This window comes from Shewanella sp. GJ50-10 (assembly GCF_055808815.1).
This window is the reverse complement of record NZ_JBVVSS010000001.1, coordinates 3,678,996-3,705,319: the sequence shown is the minus strand read 5'-3', so window position 1 is coordinate 3,705,319 and position 26,324 is coordinate 3,678,996. Positions and strand designations below refer to the sequence as shown.

The window sequence follows — 26,324 nt, the reverse complement described above, 5'->3', positions numbered from 1 at the left end:
AAAAAAGTGAGGTAGCAATGGGGTTTCAACGAATAATGGCTTTGCATGTTCATGATGAATCTGAATATCAAGCTTATCGCGATGCCATGCTACCTATTTTGCATTTTTACGGTGGTGACTTTGGTTATGATTTTGCGGTATCTGAGGTACTAAAATCTAAAACCAGCATGCAGATTAATCGCGTGTTCACCATCGACTTTCCTTCAGAAGATGTCATGCAGGCTTTTTTTAATGATGAGGCCTATTTGTCTGTAAAGCAGCGCCACTTTACTGCATCAGTGTCCAGCTCAACGGTAATTGGTTTACACCAAACTGAGTAACTCACCTCTAGCCTGTATGATTAATTCAAACAGGCTATTTCATTTAAAACTTGTTACTCAATTTACGAAAGTTTAGTTATCATTAACTTTTGTTAATCTGCTGTTTTTAATCGTTATTTATCGATCTCATATCAAGTATTTATTTCAACGCCTCGTTATAATCCATTAATAGAATAATCGCTGTTCCATAAATCAATATTGAAGATATAACGTTTAGCTAGTTAATGGCAGCTGCTTGCATCGAACCAAGCTTAAAAGTAAGTCGTTGCAATAGGAAGTAAGAGGACGTTTGATGGAAAATTTATACCTTACCTTAGGTGTTTCGCAAGGTGCAGATGATGAAGAGATAATGACAGCGTATGAAAGTCTGTACTTGTTTTATCATTCAGATGAATACCAAAGTACTTATGCTGATATTGATATAAAACTTGCCAATATCGCGGTGTCTTATGAAATATTAAAATGTGCAACTAAGCGCAAGTCATATGATGAAATGTGGCAACATTATCAGGCTGAAAAGTCGTTAGATGCGATAGTTGATATTCCCCAAATGGACTATGAATTTGAAGTTGATATAACCACGTTAGAGCAATGGAGTGAAGCGGTTAAGTTACATCCACAATTAAACGAACTTTATGACAATCTAGCAGCGTTATCGAATGTACTGGCTTTTTCATTTAAAGCTTATATTTTGGAAAGCCAGCGGTTTGAAGAAAGCGAACGACTGGCCTACATTATGTGCGCCCAATATATACAGCGTTTTTTTGATGAAGAGCAAAGTATTAAGCCATTAGCAAAAGGGCTGTTGGTCACCAATTCTCCATCAAAGTTAGTGACCGTGGATGAATTATTCATTGCCCAAGGCATCGAGGTTGGCACGCAAGTCGATGTAGAAAATAAAGCTATCGCCAAAGTTGAAGCGAAATTTAAACAAGTTACTGAACGAGATAAAGTCTCTGATAAAAATGGCTCAGCTATCCAATTGCCAGAGCCTTCACCTGCAAACATTGAAGGCATACACCAACCCATTGATAAAATTGCTGTGATCCAACGTTTGTTATCTAAAGAGGCTCGAGCTGAGCGGCTTTCATCTAAAAAGGCGACGGCGAAAGGAAGTCTTATTTTGTTAGGCTTGTTTTTAGCGTCTAACTTAGCGGCTTAATTTAGCGTCTAGCTAAGCGAATCAACTGCGGAATCAATTGTAGCGGTGAGCTGGAAATGGCTCGCCGCTAGTTGTTTTTAATTGGCTTTATGTTTAGTTATTTCCAGCCTTGGCGCCATAATTGAACGTCTTTTAAATCGCGCCAATTAATAACAAATTCCTCGGCGTTCATTTCTGCACGAATAATACATTCAATAACATTACTGTCTTCATCATAAGTGACTTTGACTACCGAAAAGTGTTTTAGCTTTTGGGTCACATGCACTTTGGTCCATTTACTGTGTAATAACTTCTTTGGGTGTAATGGATTCATAAACCCCTTTATCCTAATTAACCTTAATTCTGGCTAGTTAATAAATAACATCGTCTTGTGAAATAAGGGATACGAAGCGCTAAACGGATAAGTTCAATCTGTTCAATGAATGTTTGGGTTTAATAACTGCTTTTGTCATACTGATAAGACTGTTGAGCTCCGCTAATCCTTAGCACCACTAATTCTGAGTCCCACTGATGCTGAGTGCAGATGACCTTCACTGATGGTTTTTTACCCCTGACGGCTTGTTTCGATCGCGATTTGCAGTTCTTTTAAATCTCTGACAATGATGTCTGCTTGATGTTGATATTCTGGCTGCTTGTGATGATTGATAAACACCGACATCATGCCAGCATTCTTGGCCGCTTGAATATCGTAAAGGTAATCACCCACGTAAATCAGTTCTGCTGCCGATATTTGCCATTGCTCTGCGATAGCAAGTAATGCGTCGGGAGCAGGTTTGGCTGGGTAACATTCACGGGTTAATACCAGTGCGATATTGATGTCATTTTGGCTTAACTTGGTTACGGTAGCGGCTTTACTATTTCGAGTGACGATAGCCGCTGGTAAAGCTAATGTTTGCAAGCTTGTAAGTAGCGAGTGCATGTGGGGTAGCGCTTTGGCATTCTCGGCATCGAATGTTTCATGCTCGATAATAATCTGGTGGGCGCGTTGTTGCTCGTCAATGGATACCATAGCATCAATGTAATCGAGAATGTCAGTATCAATGGGGCAGTTTAATTGCTGCTTTATTTTTCGAAAGTCCAATTCTGATTCAACTAAGGTGCCGTCTAAATCAAAGATAACACCTCTAATATTTGCCAGTTTTTTCATTTCTAATCCGTTATGTTCACGCTACTGATTGAAGAGTTTACTGCTGAAAATCGATACTGCCGAGTGTCAGTGAAAAATTGCCCGCTTGTTTATCGGCAATAAGCAGTCCGACTCTATCCACATCTGCAAATACTAACGCTGGCGCATTGACGCTTCTGCCGCGAAATTGCGAATTAAAATCAGCAGGGGCAAATGTGTGTTCAGTTTGCTCGCCAGCAGTGGTATCAAAGTTGGCAACATACGCCTCGCCAAAAGACAGTTTAGGGGTTTTAAGGCGTAACTGATAGCGTTTACCATCACCCATCACGGTTAATTTTACAGTGTTAGATATAGGAACTGATTCGCCCAAACGGTATTCAATGGATGCAAAACCACCATTGTTTTCTAAGGAAACATGACCACTAAAAATAGATTCGCTTGCTGTAGATTCATTTCCTGAACCATTGTGATTAGATTGGTCTGTCATGACTTGGCTTGAAGACATGCCGCCCATGACTGTGTCATTACTGATTTTGACATTGCTCAGCTGCTGTGGATTATTGAATTGTAATATCATGGCATTCACCGCATAAGAATGTAGTAACAAGCTTGGGGATATAAACATAATGATTTTAACTATGTACCTCATAAACTTGCCAGTTAATAGTACGCCTTTTGCTGCTGGAGTATAGTACTGAGTTAAGTGGTTGATTATCTTTTTAGAGCTTGTCATATTATGCCCTTATTGAAGGTTTTAACCTTGTTATAGTCGATGTTTAATGCGATTAGCTTCAGGATTAACTTTAGGATTAACATTCAAAACTAATGTTGAAATTAGCAAGAATTAGGATAAAAAAGCGACTTATCTCGGGTGGAGGATAAGCCGCGAAAGGGTCGGACGGAGATAAAACAAGAGATTATTTAGTTTGGTTCAATCATTCTTCAGCGACAAAATCATCCATCAAAATCACTGAGAACATTGAGGTGTCATTTTCAGCATCAACGGCTGCAACACTGTATAAACCGCTAGCAGCTAATGAGACAGCTAATGGACCAATTGCCACGGTTTTAGTACCTGTAACAGTTACGCTGACGGTGTAATCGCCCGGTGCAATACTTAAGCTACCTGATGCTGCTTGAAATGGTACGTCTGTTAACGCAGGCTCTGCATCGCTAATATCTGCGGTTGGCGTAAGGTATACATCGACATTACCAGCTGAGTAAGAGGCGTGAATAACATTCAGTCTTGCTTCTGTTGCAATGCGGCGAGTGTGCTCAGCGAATGCCCATGGCGAGATGTCATCGTCAGCTAACGAGCCGACAGCAAGGACTGAATAGCTGTAACCTAACATCAGATCCACTTCTGCATCTTTGATAACTTCTACTGAGTTATCAGCATCGGCCGCTACCGTGACAGTGTGCATTCCTTCAGCAATATTGACGTAACCTGCAAATTCGCCGAACGAGAGCATATCGATTGCAGGCGTATCGCTACCATCAAGGAATACATCCACAGCAGGGGCATCTGCTACTGCATGCACAACACGTATGTCACTGCCGCTGCTTACATCATTTAATAAGACTTGGCCTTCAGGTAATGCTACCAATAATGCTACTGGTGAGTCGCCAGACCATGTGTTTGGAATAGCTGAAATGAAGTAATCCATTTCACCTGCAAGGTTAACGGTACCTGAGTCAAAGACGACAGTTTTGTCACCATTTGGGGTGATTCTGATTTGATAATCAGCCGTTGGTACTTCAAGTTGATCGCTGTTATCCATGTAGTTTGCTGATAACGTTGGTTCAATAGCGGTAATATCAGCCATTGGCTCGGTCACGTATATATCAACTAAGCCGACAGCTGGAGATGCATGTAATACTTGAACGCGAGCATTACCTGCCGTGATTGCCGCTTCTTCATTGGCAATGAGCTTGAGCATTAGATTGTCGTCGGCTACTTTACCAAGGGCAACTGCGGTGTACTCCATATCTTCGGCAACCGCTAAATCGGCTTCGAGTACAGTGAGCGTTGTGCCATCGGCAAGTTTGGCTTCAACATCAATTGCGTAGGTTGCGGTGGGGACTTCTAGTAGACCACTAGACATAGCGTAGTCAACATCGGTTAATAGCGACGCGCCGTCAGCGGTAATGTTGACCATTGGGGCATCACTACCAGCATGGATAACGCGAATATCAGCGTAAGTGACTACGGGAGTTTCAACATCTGCAACAGTAATCGTGTCATCGTCATCATCTGAACAAGCGGTTAAACCAAGTGCTGTAAAAATTAGGGCCAGAGAGTAGATCCTTTTCATCGTTCTTTCCTCGAATTCATTTCTTGTAAGTACGGATTTATCAATCCATTTGATGTTGTGATTTCAGGCGCTGAGTTCGAGGGGTAATACGGCACTTGCTAAATTAGGATCATTTTTAACGAGTGAAATTTTACAGTGGGGATCGCTGGGATCATTTTTACCTGATGAGGATTTAACGTCGACAGACGAGAGGTTTGTCTTTAATCTGTAGACAGAATAGAGCTTTGAAGGCAGTTGTAGTGATTCATAAAAACGGTAGTAATTCGGATAATCAATCGAGTAAAAAACAGCAAAATTTTAAAGTTGTGTCGTTTAATTTATTTAATTTTATCGAACCGCCAGCGGCTTATTATGACTTCGAAAATATTTATTCTCGCCAGCAATGGCAAAAAAAATGTACTTGGTTAACTGAGTATATTAATCAACACCAACCTGACATTATTGGCTTTCAAGAAGTGTTCAGTCCTGAAGCATTAGAAGCACTATTAGCCCCTTTGGGTTATGAGTATTTCGCCGCGCTAGATGAGCCAACATTGATCAGTGACTATGTCTATCAAAGCCCTGTGGTCGCCATAGCATCAAAGTTTCCTATTACAGAATCAGCACTCGTCACTCCAGATGAAAATTTGTTTCCACTCATGGGCATAGCAAATGATTTCAGCTTTAGTCGTCAGCCTTTACGGGTAAAAATTGCCTTGGCAGAATTTGGTGAATGCGAGTGTTATGTGGTGCATTTAAAATCAAAACGCAGTGGCATGGGCGTGGATACATTGGCTGATTCTGGCATGACTGGCGGCGCAGACTTAATGGCAAGACAAGCCCTTGGCAGCTGGGCATCGAACATGCAACGCGGCAGTGAAGCGGCGTTGCTGTTTAATGAAATAGCTAAACAACGAACCAAAACTCAATTGCCAGTTTTGCTTATGGGCGATTTTAATGACACTTTGCAAAGCACTGCACTTGAGGCTTTTCGGGCTAACGGTAAAAGGGTATTTAGAAGCGATATTATCGACCCACACCTTAAAATTATGAACGATAAAACCTTAGCTGATGAATTTGCTCAGTTCAGTTTGTTTGACAGTTATGAGCTTTTTCAAACTGGGCAAAAGCTTAACGCAACCCTTGCGCAAGATGAGTATGAGTCTGGTTTGCATGATGAAGATTCTGATATTGTGGAGGATGTCATGCCACCTGTCGACCCACTTAAATATGCTCGCCAAGCGACTCATTACTTTGGCAATACCGGTTCAGTGCTAGATTATATTTTGGCATCCTGTGAGTTTGATGCATCGCACCCAAGGAACTTAGCTGAAGTCAGTGACTATCAAACCCATGATAGGCACCTCGTTAGACCTGAATATGAACGAGACAGTGACAGTACAGATCATGCGCCAGTGATGATGACGTTTACTTTACGCAGTTAAGCCCTTAAGAAGTTCCAGACCAGGTAAAATTCCAAATAAAAAGTCCAAGTAAAAAGTCCAAATAAAAATGCCACCCAATAAGGTGGCATGGTGACTTTAGAGCATAGCTATCAACTTATTTTTCAATATATAGTGAGTCGAATGGCTGACCTGGTGGGTTTTGGTCGCTATACATAGTGCGTAATACACGCTCTGCATTGCGATCAAATGCAGCACCATCGCCAAAGCCTTCAAAATGATTATTCATACCTAAAGCGTGGCCTAACTCGTGTAAGCTCACTTCATTGCTGGCGATCGTTGTGCAATTAGGATCTGGGTTTGCGCTATCTAAACTTATCCAAGAAAAGGGGACACCTGTCGGACGATTAACGCCAAAGTCTTGTCCAACAGCATGACCGACTATGTTGTTAGTTGCAGGTCCTTGAGATACCGTTCCGGAACTACAGCTCCCAATGACTGTACCTTGGCTCCAAATGAATCCCCAATCTGTCGGGATATTAGAGTAATCAATATTGTGAGGATCGCTAATGTCTAAGGTAATGATGCCTTTGCGATCAAACAACTTAAAACCTATTATGCTTTCGGCTTGATCCATCGCATAGGTAAATCGCGAATCTGATTCATTGAGGAAATACACTGGAATTAACTGATTGGCGTCTTCACGGTAACGAGTCAGCCCAGGGTTAGTCGGTTTAGGTGAGTAATCTTCAAAACAATAAATACCTGTACAAAAAGGACTATTTGTTATCATTTCTCCCCACGCGTAAGGCACATTAGCTGAGCAAGGGCTACTTCCTGTAATATTCGAGCATTCAATTGTTTGAGCAATTGCCTCATCAGATAGTGTGTTGTCATCGTCACTATCACTAGTACAACCCATTAAGGCTGTACCCACGAATATTAATGGCAGTATAGATTTCATTTTATTCTTCCTTATTATTATGTGACTACCGCGTAAAATTCAAATGGCATAGAAGCGGCGGTGAATATTAAGTACTGATTATTAATACAAAATTAATATTATTTATTATTTTGTATCCTTCAGAAGGAAGAGGGAGTGGAATTGAAATTGCCTCTAAAAGAAATGCCGCTTATATAATATAGGCGGCATTTTTATTACTAGATTCGCACTCTATGGGAGCGGCGTGTTGAGCTAGTCGCCGATTAACAGCAGCCATTTGTTGAACTTGAAGCGGAGCAAATATCAGATTCACATTGCTCAGTATCAAAGCTATTGATTGCTGTTTTGAGTAATTCAAACGAAGCGCTGATGTTGTCTATTGAAGTCGCAATATTCATTCGCATAAATTGCGGACTTTGGGCGCCAAACCAATTCCCGGGAGTTAAGCCCATTTTAGCTTGTTTAAATACCACTTCTTTTAAGCGCTGTTCTGATAAACCAAGCTGTGAAAAATCAAGCCAAATCTGATAGGTACCTTCTGGCTGGTAAACCTTTAATTGCGGAATATGTTGCGCGGCAAACTCGGTAATCCAAGTGACCGTTTGCTGCAAGTAATCCAGCATGCCGTCTACCCACTCTGAGCCTTTCTCGTAGGCCGCAATAGTGGCAAAAGTGGTGAGAGCATTGCCGTGGTCAAGATAAAGTGCGCCAACGAGTTTCTTTATATTTGTCAGCATGGCGACATTATTTGTATAGATATAACCGTTGGAGATACTGTGCATACCAAAGGTTTTTGCAGGTGAGCCAATCAAAGTGACGACATTGTCATAATCAAAGCGGGTTAAGCTAGTGAATTGGTGACCTGAAAATATAATATCAGAATGGATTTCATCACTGATCACCGTGACATTATGTCGTTGGGCGATTGCTATGACTTTAGACAGTTCAGCTTGTGTCCAGACTCGACCTGTAGGGTTATGGGGGTTACAAAAAATCATCGCTTTGACATTGTCATGCAGTATTTGCGCTTCAAAGGCATCAAAATCTATTTGATATTTATCATCAGCAATCACGAGTTCATTTTTAACCACTTTACGGTCCGCTTTAGTTATCAAGTTAGCAAACTGATGGTAAGCAGGTGTATGAATTAATACCGCATCCCCTTCATTGGTTAGTTCTCGAAGCAATAATGCAATACCTGATAGTACCCCTGGAACTTGGACAAAGTTTTCAGGATTAAGTGACACATCATGTCGTTTGGCATGCCAATTTGAAATAGCGCTAAATACCGCTTGTTCATTAAATTCGTAGGAGTAAACACCGCGCTCGGCTAAGCGATTAATCTCTTGGGTGATGGGGGCGGCGACCTTAAAGTCCATGTCAGCAACCCAATATGGAAACACATCAGTGGTGCCATAAAAGTTGTTCAGCATTTGAGGCTGACTCTTGATAAAACGATTGTCGCCGTAATTTGATTGGCTATTAAAATGGCTCATGGACTCTCCGATACGTTAACTAACTTTTTAAAACAGGTTTAAGTGTAGATAAGACGAAAGGGATTCTTAAAAGACGAGAAAAGACAAAAAAAGCCACTTAAATTAAGTGGCTTATGGTTAACGTTTGATTTTTATAGTTACTTTAATTTAATTATCAGTAGTTTAAGTTGATAATTAAAAACACTAGTTATCAAAATTACTAGCGATTCAGCATTTCACTGATATTGACGCATCGCTGTTCTTTTTGGCGTGTCTCTAATAAGGCGCGACGGGTCATTTGTGATAAGCCTGTTTCTGTATTTAATACTTCATTTATCGCCTCAACACTGGCATTACTGCATGCTGTTGGGATTAATCTGCGATTATATGCGCGCATAAACACAGGTCCTTTCTTATCTATTTCCGCGATATTTGCTAAGCGTTGCTCGGCTGTGGCTGCGCTAAGTAGCTTCTGCTCGCTGGGGTATAAGTAGTTCATCGCGACTCTTAACTTAGAAAAAGGCATGCTAGTGTCGTGCTCAATGGTATGCAGCCATTGGCGTTTTAGCTGTGCTTGAGGGCGGATGACTTCAGCTGCAATGGCAGACTTTTGGCCGCTATCGCTTACATCTAATTGTTTTTCATTAGCTAATAATTTTGCGCTATTTGGGTAGTCATGGCGATTCAGTTGGATAATGATTTTCCAGCGTAAATCTTGGCTGATATTCAAGCCTCGAATATTACTAGTGCCAGCCAATAGCTCAGCTAAATGATTAAGGGCATCCTTGCTACTTGCCATGCTGACATAGGCATCAAACCAGCGACGCTGAAAATCGGCATTGTCATGATGTTGCATTGCCATGCGCAAGCTCATTTGGGTTAACCCTTTGCTGACTTTAGTGGCATACGCCTTATGATTTGGTGCCATGCTATTCAAGTATTGTTGTGCTTGTTTTAGGTTACCAATCACTTGCCCTAGAATGGTGTAGTCTTGTTCAGTTGGCGCATTAAGTAGTGCCACGTTAATGTATTGCTCAAGCGAAATTTTACCGTCACTGGCACTGTCCCACATACTTTGCCATAGCATTGAACGCAGTAGCGGATCGCTGACCTTACTGAGCTGTTCTTTGGCTGTGGTAAAGGATTGTTCGTCTAGTTGAACCTTAACGTATCCCCAATCTTCAAAGTTTGGATAAACCAAGTTAGGGCAATGCTCACCAATGAGTTCAGGAACCTCAGTTTTCTCACCTTTATAGGTTACTGCGACAATAGGGCCGCTATGAATTGAGTAATTTGTAGCACGGAATAATGCCACTTGCACACGTTGCTCGCGTAAGGTCGGCAGTTCACTACTCGGTGCCGTTTGAAGCAATGAGAACTGGCTTATTCTGCCGTTTTCACAATGAAAATCCGCTTTTAAAGTATTAACTCCTGCTTGGTAGAGCCAATCTTGTGTCCATTGAGATAAATCGCGATTGCTTGCTTGGGCTAGACTACCGATAAAGTCATCTAAGGTGGCATTCTGATAACTGTACTTAGTTAGGTATTGTTGCACTCCTAGTTGGAAAGTATCTTCACCTAATAAGTGTCTGAGTTGTTTTAAGGTTGATGCGCCTTTCGAGTAGGTAATGGCATCAATATTATCAAAGGCGTTCATGCTGGTGGGCACAGGCACTTCAATGGGGTGGGTTGTCACAAGGCTGTCTTGACGGTAAGCGCTTTGTTTACCAGTGGCGTAAAATGTGCGCCATGCATGTTTGAACTCGGTGGCTTCACTGGTGGCAAGTGTGCCCATAAACGAGGCAAAGCTTTCATTAAGCCATAAACCGTTCCACCATTTCATTGTGACTAAATCACCAAACCACTGGTGCGCCATTTCATGCATGATCACACTGGCTAAGCGCTGTCTTTGTGCTGCTGTCATGGTGTCTTTATACATGAAACGATTTTCTGCAAAAGTAACGGCACCAGCATTTTCCATCGCACCATAGAGGAAGTCAGGTACTAATAGTTGGTCGTATTTTTTAAATGGGTAGTCAATACCAAAATAGTTATCGAAGAATGTTAGACCTTGCTTGGTATAAGTGAACCAGTCTTCAGCTGTGACTTGCTCGGCAACGGATTGACGGGCAAATAATCGCATTGGGTATTTGCCACTGTTATCTTCCCAAACATGATAAGGACCAGCATGCATAGAAAAGTTATATGGGCTTAATTTAGGGGTAACTGGGAAGGTCCAAATATTTTGATCTGCTTGTTCATCAATGCTGCTTTCGCGCATGGTGCTAATGACGCTCCAATCCTTTGGCGCAGAAACGGTGATTTCATAAGTGGCTTTTAAATCCGGTTGATCAAATACGGCAAACATTTGCTGCGCTGCAGCAGGCTCAAAGTGGGAGTATAAATAGACTTTATTATCAACAGGATCGACAAAACGATGTAAGCCTTCTCCATTAGTGCTGTGTTCACGGCTATATTCAATTTCTATGGTATTTTTGCCGCTGCTCAGTAGCTGCGGATTAACGGTGATATAGGCATCGTTATAATTGGGATAAATGCGCTTGCCGTTAATAGCAAATTTGCTGATGAGGGCCTTGTTTAAGTCCAGCGTTAGGGGCTCTTTAGTGCTGCTTAGATTAAATTCCACTTTGGTCGTGGCATTAAAGCGACTATCACCAGTGAGGTCAAAACTCAGTTGGTAGTTGACCTCTGAGACAACGCTTGAACGAGCCATTGCTTGGTATTCGCTAATGTTAGCGCTGCCGTCACGTTGTGTTGGTGATTGACTCGGTGTGCTATTACAAGCTAATAAGCCTATGCAAGCTAGAGCAACTAAAGAGGACTTAAACAGATTCACAATTACTTCCCTAAAAATTTATTATTGTTTTTGGTACAGGTATTTCATTCAATGATGATTGTTTACAGTTATAAAAAAGCCGACTCGAGGTCGGCTAATTAAAGTTTATCAGAGGCTTATAGGCCTAAGAAAGACTTAGATTTAACTTTGCGGATTTCTTTTTCGTCAGACCATTCGATTAAGCCTGTTTCTAAATCCATAAGACGCATAGTCATTTTGTAGTAAACGTCTTTAGTACTGCCATCTTGTTTCACAATACTAGAAAGGTTGCCGTAAAGCATGTACTGAGCACCAACTTGGCGACCAAATTTGATAGCTGTTGAAGGGTCAACCATACCAGCATTGTTTTGGTAGTCTAGTTGCTTACGTACTGAGTCAACTTTTGTCATATCGATAAAGCGGAATTTACCTGAACGCAGTAACTTGTTGCTAATAGAGTCAGTGACTGATTCTGTATCAATATGTTCTGAGGTTTTGTTTTTGATTTTATCAACAAAGATAATAGGACGATCGTTCTGCGTCATTACGATCACAGGTGGGAAGGTCAGCATGCTGTCGACCATTTTAGCGGCGATGGCTTGTAAGTCACTTGAACCAAAGTTTTCGTTGACGGTTTCTACTTCAGTTGCATCGCCATACTCAACCTTAGATTGACAAGCTGATAGCCCGATAACAGCGGCTAAAACAAAAATCAGTTTAAAATGTTTCATAGTAAGTTCCATGTTGAATATGACTTATAAATAGTCGAGTTAAATAATTATTGAATAAAAACGGGTTTGATTGCCAGTCTCTATCACCCAAATTAATGTTGCACGGTTAGGTTTTACATCAATCTTGGCAGCAGGACTGTTGCCTAAACGGATTTGATACTCGCCAGGTTCAATATATTGTCGGGCAATTTGTGCCTGTCTTGGTAATGTGAGCCAGCTGCGTCTATCTGCTTGCTCTGTCACTACATTAAAAATTTGCATCAAAATAGCAGCAGCATCGGTTTCGTTATTTCGACGCTTACTGCCACTTTCTACACTGCGAGTCATTTCAGACTTAGTATAGACTCGTGCTGCTTGGCGCACCAAGGCTGCGGGTAAATCTTCTTTTAATGCATTAATAGCTAAGGCATCAATATTGGCAATTGGTTCCGCTTTTAATACGGTTCCCAGACCTTGAATAGTTGAAGGTTGGATAACTTGGCGGTGTGGCTGATATGTTGCCAGTGAAACAGTCTGCCAATTACCATCAATGGTAAAAGGTACAGTTAAACTTTGTTTCTCAGGAACAAAGCCTTTTTCGACCACCATAACCACTTGGCCTTGGCCTTTTTTAGGTAATATCGCATCACCCCAACGACGCTTAAACTCATCGTATTGTGGCATTGATAACTGCTTAGCAAGGCGGACTAAGTCTTGTTGTAGGTATTTGTTATTTGGTGTTATCTGCGCGGCTTTGCGGTAATCAATATAAGCATCATTAGGTTCGCCTAAAAGCTCATGCAGTAAGCCTGTCGTGTAATAACTGTATGCATTTAAAAATGAGCTGGTGACAGTGCCCGTCGCTTGATCGAGTTTATTGATTTCGGCATCAATCGTGCCGTTTGCCATGGCGCGAACTGATTTTTGAGACTTCTGGTAGCGGGCTTGTTCGCTGCTTTGCAGTTGATTACTGCGGCGAACTTCAACTAATGCGCCTTGGGCGTCACCAGAAAATAAATAGTTAAAGGCTTGGTACTGATGCACCATAATCCGTTCGTAGCCTGGGCCGCGATAAGGGATAGCATTGTCATTCAATACTAAACTGCTGGCGGTTGCCGTTAAATCTGAAGCACTGATAGTGGCTCTATCATCAAAGTCTTTATAGGCACGTATAGCTTGTTGATAATAGGTTTTACTGGTTTCAAAATCACCTGACACTTGTGCGACTCGCCCCGCTTCTTGAGCGTAGAGTAAACCGTCATTAGTATCGATTTGATCTGCTAATTCAGAAAGCTTGGCAGTTGGTGTTGGGCTTGCTAATTGCTGTTTAATCGGCGCAATTTGCGATGGGTAATTAATTAATACGCTGTTATAAGCACAGCCCGATAGACTGAAACAAAGTAAGCCAATACTAAGCAATTTATTCATCGGCCAATACCTTGCTGACTTGGGTGCACTTGGGTGCACTTGGGTGCACTTGGGTATAAACCCGTGCGGAGTGGCTATTTGATCGGCAGATGGCGATTGATTTGCCATGTGTATCCTTTCGAGCAAAGTAATTCCCTGTAAGTGATCAAATTCATGTTGAAAAATACGGCCAACAAAATCGGTCAGTTGCTGCTGGATTATTTCGCCATGGATGTTTTGATATTGCACGTTAACCGTTTTGTGTCTGAGCACTTCAACTCGTTTGTCAGCGATAGACAGACAGCCTTCCATGCCAAGTTCCATTTCTTCAGAATAAGCAATAATTTGTGGATTTATGACTACTGTAGCTGATGTCTCAGGAGCAGTTGGATAACGTTCATTAGGTCTTGAATGCATAATAAATATGGCTAAATCACTGAAAACTTGGGGAGCAGCGATCCCAACACCATTTGCAACTGTCATAGTCGCTATCATATTGTCGGTAAGCTGAACCAGAGCTTGATCAAATGTAATGACTGCTTGTGTCTGGCGATTTAAAATCGCTTCACCAGATTGGGCGATTGTCATTATGTCACTTGCAGGCATAGGGTTCCTTAAATGCTTAACGGCTAATAATCTATCTATAAGACTATTTATTATTGAATAATGTAGCAAATATTACTTAACCGAACATTTAATAATGTGGCGGTGGCGTTTCTTCGGACTGTGTCGCCATGTTACTTGGCTCGATAGCCTGTAGCTTATTGACGATTAATGACATTTGGTGCTGCTGAAAAGCCACTAAGTCATTTAATTTAATCACTTCTTGGTTTAGATCTTCAAGGGTACTTTCTTGAAATGCCACTTTCATTTCTAAATCATCAATCTTTTGTTGCATGTCTTGCATTATTTCCTCTCACAGTCATGGAATCATTGATGACACCTAAGGTAATCGCCCCCATGACTCTACTAAACCTTGATTACTGATGCTCACAAGCTGTTGTTGGGCATCACTTGCAATAGAGTATACAACGGCACCTCTATTTTGACTGTTTTTAGTTAACTGAATTTGCCTATTAGCCAGCTTTTTACCTGTTTGGGTTTGCCATAAGATGATTTCTTTTGATGGAGAGCCCGTTACGAGAATTTTATCTTGCTCTATAAAGCGGGCACTGCTGAAGGTCATTTGGCGACGGTTAATGGCTAATGTCGATAATGTTTCACCAGTATCGCTGTAATAAATTGCCCCATTACCAGTGATATCACTGGCAAAACTGAGTTTACCGTTTTGGCTTAAATTGACTTTACCAATGCGAGACTCAAGTTGCCATTGGTGAACCGGTTGGCCTGTTTGGGCTTGCCAGAGGATTACGGAACCATCATTAGAACCGCTCAATGCAAGTTGGCCATTTGCCGAAATAGACACGCTGGAAACCCGCTCTTGGTGGCCTAAAAACTTAATTAAGCTTTTTTGTGGTGAAAATGACATGACAGAGCCATCGACGAGTCCCACTAAGGTTTGGGCGTTATTGGCAATGGCGACAGATTGCGCAGATGCAGGTAGTGACCACCAACCGACAGATTGACCTGTGGCGACATCCCAAATCGCTAATGAGTCCGTCGTTAATGTTGCGGCGTATTGTGCATTTGCAGAGAGCGCTGTATCGAACACATTATTGTCAGTGGTATTTGTATTATTGCCATGTTGCCAACGGTATTTTAATACTGCTTGGCTGAGATCCCACAGTTGAACGCCGTTACTTGCTGTGCTGACCAAAGCCAGTTGGCCGTCTTCAGACAAGCTTGCGCTGTAGCTTGAATCGTTAGTGACACGGAATACTTTTTCGGCTGCAGGCTGGCAAGCGCTAAGGCAGCAAATGCACAATATCAGCGTAATTAGTCGAAACATGAACTTGCTCCTATAAAAGTTGTCTGAAAGCCAGAGTTATTATTCGGACCATTGCAAGAAACACTTTAATTAGTATAAAGTGGCCAAATATATACAAATTTTTTACCTACAGGTTATTGTAACCGCTATAGGACGCTGAGGAAGCTTTAATGAAATCTATTTACAAATTATCGTTAGTTGCACTGGCTGTTGTTGGTCTTACTGCATGTAACCAAGAACAAGAAGTCGTGGCAAAGAAAGTTGAACTAACAACTGACGCGCAAAAAGAAGCTTACAGTGTTGGTGGCTCTATTGGCCGTTATATGGCTGGTCATATTACCGAACAAGAAGACTTAGGTTTTGCTGTTGACCGTACTTTAGTTATCCAAGGATTCAGCGATGGTTTAGCTGATACTTTAGATTTAACAGAAGAAGAAATGCAAACTGTTCTTCAAGGTTTAGACGTTAAATTAAGTGAAAAACGTGCAGAGCAAGCTGAGTTATTAGCAAGCCAAGCTGTTGAAGAAGGTAAGAAATTCCTTGAAACCAACAAAGCTAAAGAAGGCGTTGTAACAACTGAGTCTGGTTTACAGTATGAAGTTTTAGAAGCTGGTGCAGGCGATATGCCAGTTGCAGAAGATACTGTTGAAGTTCATTACAAAGGAACACTCATCGACGGGACTGAGTTTGATAGCTCTTACAGCCGTGGTGAGCCAGCTAAGTTCCCATTAAACCGCGTTATTCCTGGTTGGACTGAAGGTGTTCAATTAATGCCTATCGGTGCTAAGTACAAGTTCGTTATCCCGTCTGAGCTTGCATACGGTGAACGTGATACTGGTACTATCCCAGCTAACTCAACGTTAGTATTTGAAGTTGAATTACTGTCTATTGAGAAAGCACAAGTTGCAGAAGCACCTGCTGCTCAATAATATATTGAGTTATCCCTTGAAGGGATAATAGATGAAAAGGACGCGAAAGCGTCCTTTTTTGTGGCTGAAGATAAAGTGTAAATAAAATTTAATAAAAAATTTTATTTGAGAGTTTAAATCAAAAATACCTTTTTATAGCCACTTTAAGCGATAAAAGAACCACATTTGAATGCCAACGAGTAGGGTTAATCCACCGCTGAAGATGGCAAAAGCCCAGCTGTTTTCTGTGCCAGGAATACCGCCAATGTTGACCCCAAGCAAGCCGGTTAAAAAACCTAGCGGTAAGAAAATAGCTGAAATCAGCGACAGGAAATATAAGCGTTTGTTGAGTTGTTCAGATTGCTGTGATTGCAGCTGTTCTTGGGTTACGCTTGCTCTATCTCGCACCGCATCTAAATCTTCAATGACTCGGATTAAGGTTTCGTTTATTTCACGGATCCGCAATTTATGTTCAGCGTTAAATAACACATGTCCGTCATTCAATAGCCTTGATAATGCATCCCGCTGCGGCGAAAAGTAGCGCCTTAAGGTGACAGTTTGTTTTCTTAATTCGGCTATATCCAAGCGTAATGATGAACTGATTGGTGCGGTAATTTGATCGTCCAAATCATCTAGCTGATCTTCGAGGTTATGGATCAATTCCATTTTTCGATGGGTTAGGCGCTCGCACAGAGAAACCAAAAAGTCGGCACTGGAGTCAATACTATTTGGCTTAGCCATAATTTGTTCAGCAATGTCTTTAACTGATTGTAGCTGGCGCTCACATGTGGAAATGATTCGATGTTGCTGGGCAAAAATACGCATCGATACCATGTCTTCTGGTGCGGAGTTAGGGTTCAGATTAATCCCGCGCAAGGCCATTAATACCCCATCTTGCGAGCTTAGTGTGCGTGGCCTGGTATGTTCTGCCAGTAAGGTATCGGTTTCTGTTGGCGGTAATTGGGCGTCAATCACCCATTGCCTTGCTTCTTCATTGCTGTAGCGCAAATGAACCCATAATAATCCATCTTCAGGTTGCCACTGTTCAAGTTCAGAGTGTGGAATGCTTTGACCTGCGTTAGGCCCAGACAATAGTAAGCAATAAATAAAACCTGTATCCATATAAGTCCTGACTTGCAATTGATGTGGTGAGCTATATTTGTTACTCGAAAATTTTAATCACTGCGTTAGGTAAGCTCTATTAAGTCATCCTTGTAAACTTAACCCAGAGACGAGGCCGCGATAAGCGGGGCTTTGACAACAGCAATACTGAAGATATTATTGTCGGTTATTTTATGCTTATGCAAGATTTTCATTATTTACGTGGTGTAACTGCGCAGTTTTAGCTAACTTCGGTTAAAATAAGTAAAAGCCTAATGTTGAGTTTTATCATGGAATACGAGTTTCGCCGTAACAGCTTAGACGGCACCTTATTTGCTGAGTTTAGTATGGAACATGCTATTTTAGGGCGATTTTTTGCCGAGCGCTTGGGAAATAATATTGAGCAATGTAATCATATTATTCAGCAAATTGAGATAATTAGATCCAATAAACAAAACGACTGGTTAATGCAAAGTCATGATTTGGCAATATCGATAGATAGTGAGCAGGTCAGAGTATTTGCCATCGCTATCGATTTTGATGAAGACTTTGACTTAGAAGAGTCGATGAGTATGTATGATGCTGAGTCTGAAGCATTTTGCGGTTTAGAAGATTTTGAGACAGCACTTAAAAGCTGGGTGGAGTTTATAGCTAAGCGATAATCATCTAGCGTTAACAGCCAGCTTTCAAAATTTAAGTCTTCAAAACTTAAGTCTTAAACTCATAAGCATCACGATATCAGCCCATAAACTAAAAAGGCGCCTCTTAATGAGTCGCCTTTTTTGAACTGCGTGTCTTGTCCTGAAATGTGTTTAAACTGATTAGTGGTTTAAATACCTTACAGCCATTTCAGTTCGTGATTTTGCGTTGGCTTTACGAAGTAAGTTTTTCACGTGAACCTTTACGGTTCCTTCACTGATGTGCAGCGCTTCTGCGACAACACGGTTACTCTTACCTTCAGCTAACTCTTTCAAAATCTGTAACTCGCGCGGCGTTAATGACGCAATCCAAGTTTCATCATTATCAGCATTTTTAAGCTCATAGATGTACTCTTCAACTTCATCACTAATCACTCGATGGCCAAGCATGGCCTTTTTAAGTTGTTCTAGTAATAAATCTGGCTCAGTGTCTTTTAAAAGGTAACCATCAGCGCCAGCGCGTAATAGACGGATTACGTCTTGCTTAGCATCAGATACCGTTAAAATGACGATTCGTGCAGTGACACCTTCTTGCCGCATGGCATTCAAGGTGTCTAAACCTGACATACCCTTCATGTTTAAATCGAGCAAGATAATATCTGGCTCATCTTCGCCAATTGCAGTTAGTGCGTCTAAACCAGTTCCTGCTTCACCAAATAGCTTAAAGTCACCATCTGAGGTTATTAACTGACAAATACCACGTCTAAGAAGCGGGTGGTCATCTACTACTAATACTGAATAAGGTTTACCCATTTAGAGGCTCCTGCTGGGGTGGAAATACGAGAGAGACAGTTGTGCCGCCCTGCGGATTATTATCAAACTTGACTGTGCCATGCAGTTTGGTCGCACGTTCATACATGATCCCGATACCAAAGTGCTGGTCTCGCTCTTTCAAATGCGACACGCCAATTCCATCATCCTTGATATTAATATGTATCATATCAGAATCTGCCAAAAAACAATCAATTTCTATTCGTGAAGGTTTTGCATGCTTAATTGCATTAATAGTTGCTTCGCGAGTGAGTTGTAAAACATGAATGTGCTGCTTTGCTGCAAGTAAGTGTGGCGATAATTGATAATTAAGCTCAATGGTTATCCCTGACTGTTTACGCAGTTGGGTTAACATCACTTCAATTGCCTGACCTAAATTGGGATCTTTAATGGTTAACCTGAAGGTGGAAAGTAGTTCACGTAGCTGACCGTATGCGGTGCTCACGCCATCATTAATATCAATTAGTTGTGTTTCTACATCTTGGGTCATGCAGTCAGGTTCGATTTTTTTACGCAGTAGGCTGACTTGGATTTTTAAATAAGATAACAGCTGACCTAGTGAGTCATGTAGTTCTCTGGCAATCACAGCTCGCTCTTCCATTAGCGCCAGTTGTTGCCTTTCTTCTGTTGCGTTGTGAATAACAATAGAGCGAGTCAACATCATTGCGAAGTTAACAAATAACATATTGTTAAGTGGTTTAAGTGAGATGACTTCAACATATCCAAGATTTTTATCTTCGAGCTGCAAATTAAACTTAACTGGGTTAACTGCTGCGTGTTGCTCTGAATTTAAAGCGCTTGGGTCTAACCAACCGTTATCAGCTTCAATACTGTCTATGGTTCCATCGCCGTGTTCGATGACCAATCGGACATAATCTAAGTCTTCAAACTGCTGAATTTGAGTTAATGCTGAGCTTAAGGCTTTATAGTCGAGACTGTCTGCATGTAATTTGATGAGATTGTCATATAAAAAACTCAGTTCATTATTAGCGCGGGTGAGGGCAATGGTTTTTTCATTCACTTGGCCTTCTAAATCTTGATAAAGCGTATCTAATTCGGAGGCAGTTTTTTTGAAGGCCTCACCCAATGCATGGAGCTCAATATATTCTGTTTGTGGTACATCAACCTTAAATTTACCTTTCGAAATAGAGTTTGCCACATCCATCAATTGGAGTATGGGTTCGACCATTCTTTTACGGGTATAGCGTGTTGCTGCTGTTGCGACAATTAACATTAAGAATAAGCCGATGATTTGACCTATCACCAATATCCTAAGTTTTAAGGAAGCAAAACGTTCCATTTCTAAAACTAATAAATCGATGGTATCGACAAAGTCTTTTAAAGAGGCTGAATATGCGGGGCCTTGATCCGTTTCTATGAAGGTTCGCATTTGGCCCCACTTTTCTACTACCAATAAATATTGCTGGCTCAAATCTTGTGGGCTATACCAGGTTAGCGAACGCTCTAAAGCCTCTGAATGTAAGGTAGTTTCAAATTGATTTATTTTTTCATTCAGTAACTGTTCGTCGCGCTCTAAATATAATTTTAAGCGATAACTCTGCATACGTAATGAGCCCGATGCATTGATCGCTCTAGCGTCACCGATACTAAATGTCAGATTGATAATTGAATAAACAGCTAAGCTGGAAGAAATGAAAATTAAGACTAACATTAGTCTTAGAATAGTGGAGGTAAGGCTGCCTCTTTTAGTCATTTTAGATCCTACTAAAGTCTGTTTTATTGGAAATGATGAGCAATATTTTACATTAGTGAATACTGTACTATGTTAACAGTTATTCAAAAATGTGATGTACAACATATTAACATATTGATCTAGCGCAAGCTTATTGCCTAATACTCATAAAGGGGTATTCTTAAATTAACCTTAAATGGATAAGTTTGTTCATGGAGATGTCGTGAATATTTAAAATAAAATGTAACACGGAGATGAACGGTGATGAAAATGAAAGCAAAGGTTGTTGCGCTTAGCGCGTTGATGGCAACAAGTTTTATGATGACTAGTGCGATGGCTAGTGATAAAACTGAACCACGAAATGAAGTATATAAAGATAAGTATAAACTCCAATATGAAACTTGGCATGCGACATCAGAAAGCGACGAAATCGTTGATGTGTTAGCAGAAGACCCAAACCTAGTTGTGTTATGGGCAGGTTACGGGTTTGCTAAAGATTACAATAAAGCTCGTGGTCATCATTATACCGTGACTGACTTACGTAACACTTTACGTACTGGCGCACCAACTGGTCCAGACGACGGCCCTATGCCTATGGCATGTTGGAGCTGTAAAAGCCCTGATGTACCTCGTATGATTGAAGAGCAAGGCGAAGATGGCTACTTTAAAGGTAAGTGGTCTAAAGGCGGTGCTGAAATCGTCAATTCTTTAGGTTGTGGCGATTGTCATGAAAAAGGTTCACCAAAACTACGTATTTCTCGTCCATATGTTGATCGCGCATTAGAAGCAATCGATAAGCCATTTGATAAAGCATCTCGTAAAGACAAGCAGTCAATGGTTTGTGGTCAATGTCACGTTGAGTACTACTTCGAGAAAACTGAAGATCGTAAAGGCTACGTTAAATTCCCATGGGACAACGGTACAACTGTTGAAGAAATGGAAGTTTACTATGATGCGATTAACTTCTCTGATTGGACTCACGCAATTTCTAAAACGCCTATGCTAAAAGCACAACACCCAGGTTATGAAACTTGGATGTTAGGTATGCACGGTAAAAACAACGTAAGTTGTACTGACTGTCACATGCCACGTGTTGCTAAAGCAAATGGTAAAGGTAAGTTCACTGACCATAAAGTAGGTAACCCTTTCGATCGCTTCGACGAAACTTGTGCAACTTGTCATGAAGGTAAAACTAAAGAATTCATGATGGAAGTAACTCACGAGAATCAAAAGAACGTGACTGAAATTAAGCTAAGAGCTGAAACTCAACTTGTACACGCTCACTTCGAAGCTGGCGCAGCTTGGGAAGCTGGTGCAACTGAAACTGAAATGAAGCCAATCCTAACGGATATTCGTCACAGTCAGTGGCGCTGGGATTACGCTACAGCATCTCACGGTGTTGCAGCACATGCTCCAGCTGAAGCATTACGTATTTTAGGTGGCGCAGTTGATAAAGCCGCTAATGCACGTATTCAACTAGCTCAACTTCTTGCAGCTAAAGGCGTGAAAATGCCAATCGCTATCCCTGATATCTCTACTAAAGAGAAAGCACAGGAAGCATTAGGTATGGACATGGATAAGATGAATGCTGATAAGCAAAGATTCTTAAAAGAACTTGCTCCTAAATGGGATGCTGAAGCTAAAAAGCGCGAAGCAACTTACTAAATAAAGTTGTTACTTCGATAAGCATACTCCACGTAAAAGCCCTCTTTTGAGGGCTTTTTTTTGCCTATTATTTATGTATAGAATGATACCTGTTTGATTTTAATAGCGAAGGAATTGACATGGATAAACCAGCGGCTAATACACAGGACTTATTACTGATTGAAGGTGGTTGTTTATGTGGTGCAGTGAGATATCAAGTATCAGCTGAACCATTTGACGCTGATTACTGTCATTGCAAGCAGTGTCAAAAGTCATCTGGGGCGGTATTTCAAGCTTGGATGGATTTTAAAATTGAGCAAGTTACCTGGGTAAAAGGCGAGGTGACAGAATACAAATCATCTGGTCATGTTCGACGTGGGTTTTGTAATCAATGTGGTTGCAGTTTGAGTTTTCGAGATACCCGCTACCCAGACTATTTTACCCTCACGATTGGATCATTAGATGAGCCTAGCTTAATAAAACCTAACTATCATATTTATACCGCAAACCAAGTATCGTGGCTAACCATTACTGATAACTGCAATCGCTACGAGCAAGAAAGAACCACTTAGTTTTAATCTCGAGCCTGCAACCGTGTTTTCAATAGTTTTTGGAATGCAGACTCAAACTCAGCTAAATGGAAACTGAGTATAAGGATATGATCCGCTAGTTTGCTGAAATACGTTTTATTGTCCAATTCGGTAACTTTTCATTAATGTCCTTGGTGATTTTATCTGCATCACCTCGAAGCACAATCGTTGGAACTCTCGATAAGGTTTCGATAGAGAGTTGCCTTAATTGCTCAGGGGTTAATGAGTTTATCGCATTGACTTGCTGCTGTGCTTGCAGGACTGTTTTACCTGATAACAAATTACGTATGTAATCGCTTTCCCTGCCAAAGGTGTTATCTATTGACAGCTGACGTTGACCCATTAAATATGTGGCAACGGCATCAATTTCGGTCTGACTAACAGTTTGTTGAGTTATTAATTGAGTGTGATCCACTATCCCTTTTATAAATGCTCCCGAATTTTCTAATGCTGTGCTGCCATAAAAATATAGATATTGGCTTAATGGTGCATCAATACAACGACCGTAAATACCATAGGTTAATCCACGTGTTTCTCGTAAATCATAAAACAATCTTCCTGTGTAACTTCTACCAAGTAAAGGCGCAATAGTTTTACAACCTAAGCTGCTATCAAGTGTGGTTGTTGTCGGTGAATTAAGGTTTCGTGATTGCTGTTTGTTATCTGTTACAAAGCCTAATCGAACTTGAGTTTGCACGGTATCAGGTGCATCGATGAGATAGATGGTTTGCTTTTGAGCAAGCTTTGAGCCTGAGTCTGAACCACCCCCTGAACTAGAGTCTGAGTCAACGTTAGGGTTTACGTTGAATGTTAAATTTTCGCCGGATACCCCTTGGCCATTTTGAGCACTGTGGTGACTGTTATTTTGCATCAACCAACTAGGCCATGTTATTTCACTGGACATAGTGTCATTAAAGTTATGGGTGCCATTAAGGTTATGGGTGCCACTAAGGTTATGGGTGCCACTAAGGTTATGGGTGCCACTAAGGTTATGAGTGCCAATATAGTCATGATTGCCAGAAGTGGAGCTAAATAAGTGCCACTGCATTTTGTCACGTGTTGAGCGATGTAATTGCGATAAACGTATAGACTCATCTAACGCTTTTACTAACTCTTGATTAGCAATATTAAGATTATATGGGTGCTGTTCGCCGAGTAATTGATTGCGAAATACTTTATCTATTTCAGAGCCTGTAAATGCACCAATATGCTTATTAAGGTTTAAATTTCGTTGGACAGTTTCGACATTGATATGAGTAAGTGATTCATCATTCCAGAAACCCAAGATGAGTGGCAGCATCTCTTCAATAGGTTGCGAACACTGCATAGTGGTGGCAATACTGTGGAGGCTTGCTCTAAATCGAATACTGTTATAACACGCTGAGATCTCTGGTGAGTGTTGTTGATTAGCAAGTTCACTAAGGCGCTGAGAAAACGCTTCAATAAGCACATCTGGGTTTTCAAGAGAAGAGGTTGCTGAGAGACCAATAAAGTAAATACGATTTAGGTTGTGGCTGTTTGTCGCAGTCTCTTCTATAGGCCATGTGTAAGTGGTAAAAATCTCACTAACCTTTACGCTTGTGGGTTCAATATGATGCTTTGGTGAAATGGATGCAGGTAACGCTTGTAAGCTAGGCGCCTGCTTAAGGGGAGTGAACTTAGGTAAGTTAGGAGGCTCTGCATCAGTAAACTTAATCGGCGAGTGCTGACAGCCTAGTAATACAAGACTACAGCTCAACAATATGCTGATTTGATATTTTCTCATCACAATATTCACTATAGCGCCCACCTTTCTAATGAGTCAGCAAACCCTTGAGGCATGATTTCTAACAAGGTTTTACCCCAACGGATGTACCAAGGAGGAAGTAGGTCAACTCTAACGGCTTTATCGATGAAGTATTGCTTTGTAACTCGCTGAATATCAGCTGAGGTGACAGCTTTGGTTCGTTGCCAAGGCTGTGTTATCGGATGGTACTTATCTCGAACTGAGGTATTTGAGAGAAATTTGGCTAAGGACTGACTATTGGTATAGTGCAGCTGAGCTTTATTCATGGCGATAGCTTTTAAACCGCACAAAGCCTGTTCATCAATACCTGCCTGCAGGACTTCATTAAACAAGGATTCTACCAAGTCTTGTAATTCATCTAATGACGTATTTGCTCTGGGCACCAATACAAGGTTGGTCACACCATGATTTTCCATGGTCAAGGGAATGGAGTAGCTGAGCATTTGCGGTGGATTTTCTAATGTGTTGGCTGAAAGTGCACTCTTGAGGTTCTGAAATAAGTAGCTTTGTAACAGGTTAATGGCTTCAAAGTCAGGATGGTTTCTGCCTACGGTGTGCCAAGCCATGAGTAATGCAGGCCATGGACCTCGCTCATCCACTATTTCAGTTTTAATTGCCATTGGGGTTACTGAAATAGCTGTGAACGTATCTTGAGGATGATTAGGGGCTTGCCAATCGGCAAAATACTGCCTAACGCTTTGAAGTGAATTATCTTCTAGTTTGCCCACTAATGACAATTGCATTGCGTCGGGGCGATAGTAGTGCAGATGAAACTGCTCAAGCTCGGCCGGTGTCGCACTCATAACATCTGCTTTACTGCCAATAATGGCATGGGCATAAGGGCTATCAGCTACTTGGGACAATAAAAACTCCATCGCAGGGCGAAGGTAGGGCTGGTTATCTATGCTAGTGGCTATTTCCTCAAGTACTGCGCCTTGCTGGTTTTTAACTGTGTCTTGAGATAAAACAGGGCGAATAAATCTGTCTGATTCAAGAAATAAGCTGAGCTCCAATGCCTGCGCAGGGATGGTTAAATAATAATTGGTATAGTCAAAGTGAGTGCTGGCATTAAAGCGGGCACCAATAGCGCTCATCTGTTGAGGGTAGCTATCCTTGGGCGCATTCTCGCTGCCTTTGAATAAGAGGTGCTCAAATAAATGGGCGTAACCTGTTTGACCTTCAGTTTCATTGCGAGAACCTACATTAAATTGACTGGCAATTGCTACTGTAGATTGTTGAGGGCGATTAACTTGCCTGACAACTAAGCCGTTTTCGAATTCATTGAGGTTTATTTGTTGTTCAATTTGTTGAAGTTGCTCAAATTGAGGCTTTAGATCGCATTGAAATGCATGTGAGTTAAATGGAAGTAAGCTCACTGCTAATACAAATATACAGTTTAAAAACAAAACTGAGACTAGGCTGTCATGCTTGAAATCAATGTTTAGGCAAGCTGTGCTTTTATCCATAACCGTTTTCAAACTTCCTCATTAATAAGACCAGCATTGAGATTTAGACTACTGGCTTAATGAGTGCGACTCAAGTGATAACTCTCTACTTAGAAAACAAAAA

The 26,324-nt window shown here is 41.2% G+C and carries 23 protein-coding genes and 1 pseudogene; 7 read left to right on the top strand and 17 right to left on the bottom strand.

Annotated elements, in window-relative coordinates; all coding sequences use genetic code 11:
• Nucleotides 1–17 precede the first annotated feature (17 nt).
• Both AC0L4E_RS15600 and AC0L4E_RS15595 read left to right on the top strand, forming a co-directional pair.
• Nucleotides 18–320 (top strand): DUF1330 domain-containing protein, encoded by a 303-nt coding sequence (locus AC0L4E_RS15600; RefSeq protein ID WP_473679950.1) that lies wholly within the window; start codon nt 18–20, stop codon nt 318–320.
• 292 nt (nt 321–612) lie between these two features.
• Nucleotides 613–1,482: a DnaJ domain-containing protein gene (locus AC0L4E_RS15595; protein WP_473679949.1), complete on the top strand. Its 870-nt coding sequence runs from the start codon at nt 613–615 to the stop codon at nt 1,480–1,482.
• 97 nt (nt 1,483–1,579) lie between these two features.
• Here the strand turns inward: AC0L4E_RS15595 and AC0L4E_RS15590 are convergent, their stop codons facing one another.
• From AC0L4E_RS15590 to AC0L4E_RS15575, 4 genes are all read right to left on the bottom strand, one after another.
• Entirely contained in the window at nt 1,580–1,795 is a 216-nt protein-coding gene (locus AC0L4E_RS15590; protein WP_473679948.1) for a TIGR02450 family Trp-rich protein, read from the bottom strand.
• A gap of 231 nt (nt 1,796–2,026) precedes the next feature.
• Nucleotides 2,027–2,629 carry an HAD family hydrolase gene (locus AC0L4E_RS15585; protein ID WP_473679947.1) on the bottom strand — a complete coding sequence of 201 codons (603 nt, stop codon included), beginning with the start codon at nt 2,627–2,629 and terminating at the stop codon, nt 2,027–2,029.
• A gap of 37 nt (nt 2,630–2,666) precedes the next feature.
• Entirely contained in the window at nt 2,667–3,341 is a 675-nt protein-coding gene (locus AC0L4E_RS15580) for a CIA30 family protein (RefSeq protein WP_473679946.1), read from the bottom strand.
• Between the two features lie 202 nt (nt 3,342–3,543).
• Nucleotides 3,544–4,923 carry a DUF4397 domain-containing protein gene (locus AC0L4E_RS15575; protein ID WP_473679945.1) on the bottom strand — a complete coding sequence of 460 codons (1,380 nt, stop codon included), beginning with the start codon at nt 4,921–4,923 and terminating at the stop codon, nt 3,544–3,546.
• A gap of 239 nt (nt 4,924–5,162) precedes the next feature.
• On the opposite strand from AC0L4E_RS15575, the gene AC0L4E_RS15570 reads away from it, so the two are divergent.
• Entirely contained in the window at nt 5,163–6,347 is a 1,185-nt protein-coding gene (locus AC0L4E_RS15570; protein ID WP_473679944.1) for an endonuclease/exonuclease/phosphatase family protein, read from the top strand.
• Nucleotides 6,348–6,462: 115 nt separating this feature from the next.
• Here AC0L4E_RS15570 and AC0L4E_RS15565 read toward each other — a convergent pair whose 3' ends face one another.
• The 8 genes and pseudogenes from AC0L4E_RS15565 to AC0L4E_RS15530 form a co-directional block, all read right to left on the bottom strand.
• Nucleotides 6,463–7,269: a hypothetical protein gene (locus AC0L4E_RS15565; RefSeq protein WP_473679943.1), complete on the bottom strand. Its 807-nt coding sequence runs from the start codon at nt 7,267–7,269 to the stop codon at nt 6,463–6,465.
• 242 nt (nt 7,270–7,511) lie between these two features.
• Nucleotides 7,512–8,744, bottom strand: coding sequence for a MalY/PatB family protein (locus AC0L4E_RS15560; RefSeq protein ID WP_473679942.1), 1,233 nt, complete (start codon nt 8,742–8,744; stop codon nt 7,512–7,514).
• 199 nt (nt 8,745–8,943) lie between these two features.
• Nucleotides 8,944–11,580, bottom strand: coding sequence for an aminopeptidase N (gene pepN / locus AC0L4E_RS15555; RefSeq protein ID WP_473679941.1), 2,637 nt, complete (start codon nt 11,578–11,580; stop codon nt 8,944–8,946).
• A gap of 116 nt (nt 11,581–11,696) precedes the next feature.
• Complete coding sequence (gene lpoB, locus AC0L4E_RS15550) at nt 11,697–12,290, bottom strand: penicillin-binding protein activator LpoB (RefSeq protein ID WP_473679940.1); 594 nt, start codon at nt 12,288–12,290, stop codon at nt 11,697–11,699.
• Nucleotides 12,291–12,329: 39 nt separating this feature from the next.
• Nucleotides 12,330–13,697, bottom strand: a complete 1,368-nt coding sequence (locus tag AC0L4E_RS15545; protein ID WP_473681696.1) for a COG3014 family protein — start codon at nt 13,695–13,697, stop codon at nt 12,330–12,332.
• An 87-nt stretch (nt 13,698–13,784) separates the two neighbouring features.
• A pseudogene (gene def / locus AC0L4E_RS15540) lies at nt 13,785–14,282 on the bottom strand (peptide deformylase); the annotation flags it as partial.
• 88 nt (nt 14,283–14,370) lie between these two features.
• Complete coding sequence (locus AC0L4E_RS15535) at nt 14,371–14,583, bottom strand: SlyX family protein (RefSeq protein ID WP_153915038.1); 213 nt, start codon at nt 14,581–14,583, stop codon at nt 14,371–14,373.
• Nucleotides 14,584–14,619: 36 nt separating this feature from the next.
• Nucleotides 14,620–15,585: a WD40 repeat domain-containing protein gene (locus AC0L4E_RS15530; protein WP_473679939.1), complete on the bottom strand. Its 966-nt coding sequence runs from the start codon at nt 15,583–15,585 to the stop codon at nt 14,620–14,622.
• 149 nt (nt 15,586–15,734) lie between these two features.
• Here AC0L4E_RS15530 and fkpA point away from each other — a divergent pair, with 149 nt between their 5' ends.
• Nucleotides 15,735–16,493: an FKBP-type peptidyl-prolyl cis-trans isomerase gene (gene fkpA / locus AC0L4E_RS15525; protein WP_473679938.1), complete on the top strand. Its 759-nt coding sequence runs from the start codon at nt 15,735–15,737 to the stop codon at nt 16,491–16,493.
• Nucleotides 16,494–16,625: 132 nt separating this feature from the next.
• Here fkpA and AC0L4E_RS15520 read toward each other — a convergent pair whose 3' ends face one another.
• On the bottom strand, nt 16,626–17,594 hold the full coding sequence (locus AC0L4E_RS15520; protein WP_473679937.1) for a zinc transporter ZntB: 969 nt from the start codon (nt 17,592–17,594) through the stop codon (nt 16,626–16,628).
• A 269-nt stretch (nt 17,595–17,863) separates the two neighbouring features.
• On the opposite strand from AC0L4E_RS15520, the gene AC0L4E_RS15515 reads away from it, so the two are divergent.
• Entirely contained in the window at nt 17,864–18,235 is a 372-nt protein-coding gene (locus AC0L4E_RS15515) for a YacL family protein (RefSeq protein WP_473681694.1), read from the top strand.
• 159 nt (nt 18,236–18,394) lie between these two features.
• On the opposite strand, the gene AC0L4E_RS15510 is transcribed toward AC0L4E_RS15515, so the two are convergent.
• Entirely contained in the window at nt 18,395–19,024 is a 630-nt protein-coding gene (locus tag AC0L4E_RS15510; RefSeq protein ID WP_473679936.1) for a response regulator, read from the bottom strand.
• Nucleotides 19,017–20,756, bottom strand: coding sequence for a nitrate/nitrite two-component system sensor histidine kinase NarQ (gene narQ, locus AC0L4E_RS15505; protein ID WP_473679935.1), 1,740 nt, complete (start codon nt 20,754–20,756; stop codon nt 19,017–19,019). Before narQ ends, AC0L4E_RS15510 begins: the two co-directional genes overlap by 8 nt.
• Before the next feature lie 243 nt (nt 20,757–20,999).
• Between narQ and nrfA the strand changes: the two genes are divergently transcribed.
• Nucleotides 21,000–22,400, top strand: coding sequence for an ammonia-forming nitrite reductase cytochrome c552 subunit (gene nrfA, locus AC0L4E_RS15500; protein WP_473679934.1), 1,401 nt, complete (start codon nt 21,000–21,002; stop codon nt 22,398–22,400).
• Nucleotides 22,401–22,519: 119 nt separating this feature from the next.
• Nucleotides 22,520–22,951 (top strand): GFA family protein, encoded by a 432-nt coding sequence (locus tag AC0L4E_RS15495; protein WP_473679933.1) that lies wholly within the window; start codon nt 22,520–22,522, stop codon nt 22,949–22,951.
• Between the two features lie 94 nt (nt 22,952–23,045).
• On the opposite strand, the gene AC0L4E_RS15490 is transcribed toward AC0L4E_RS15495, so the two are convergent.
• Entirely contained in the window at nt 23,046–24,746 is a 1,701-nt protein-coding gene (locus AC0L4E_RS15490; RefSeq protein ID WP_473679932.1) for a M16 family metallopeptidase, read from the bottom strand.
• Entirely contained in the window at nt 24,746–26,221 is a 1,476-nt protein-coding gene (locus AC0L4E_RS15485) for a M16 family metallopeptidase (protein WP_473679931.1), read from the bottom strand. Before AC0L4E_RS15485 ends, AC0L4E_RS15490 begins: the two co-directional genes overlap by 1 nt.
• Nucleotides 26,222–26,324: the final 103 nt, after the last annotated feature.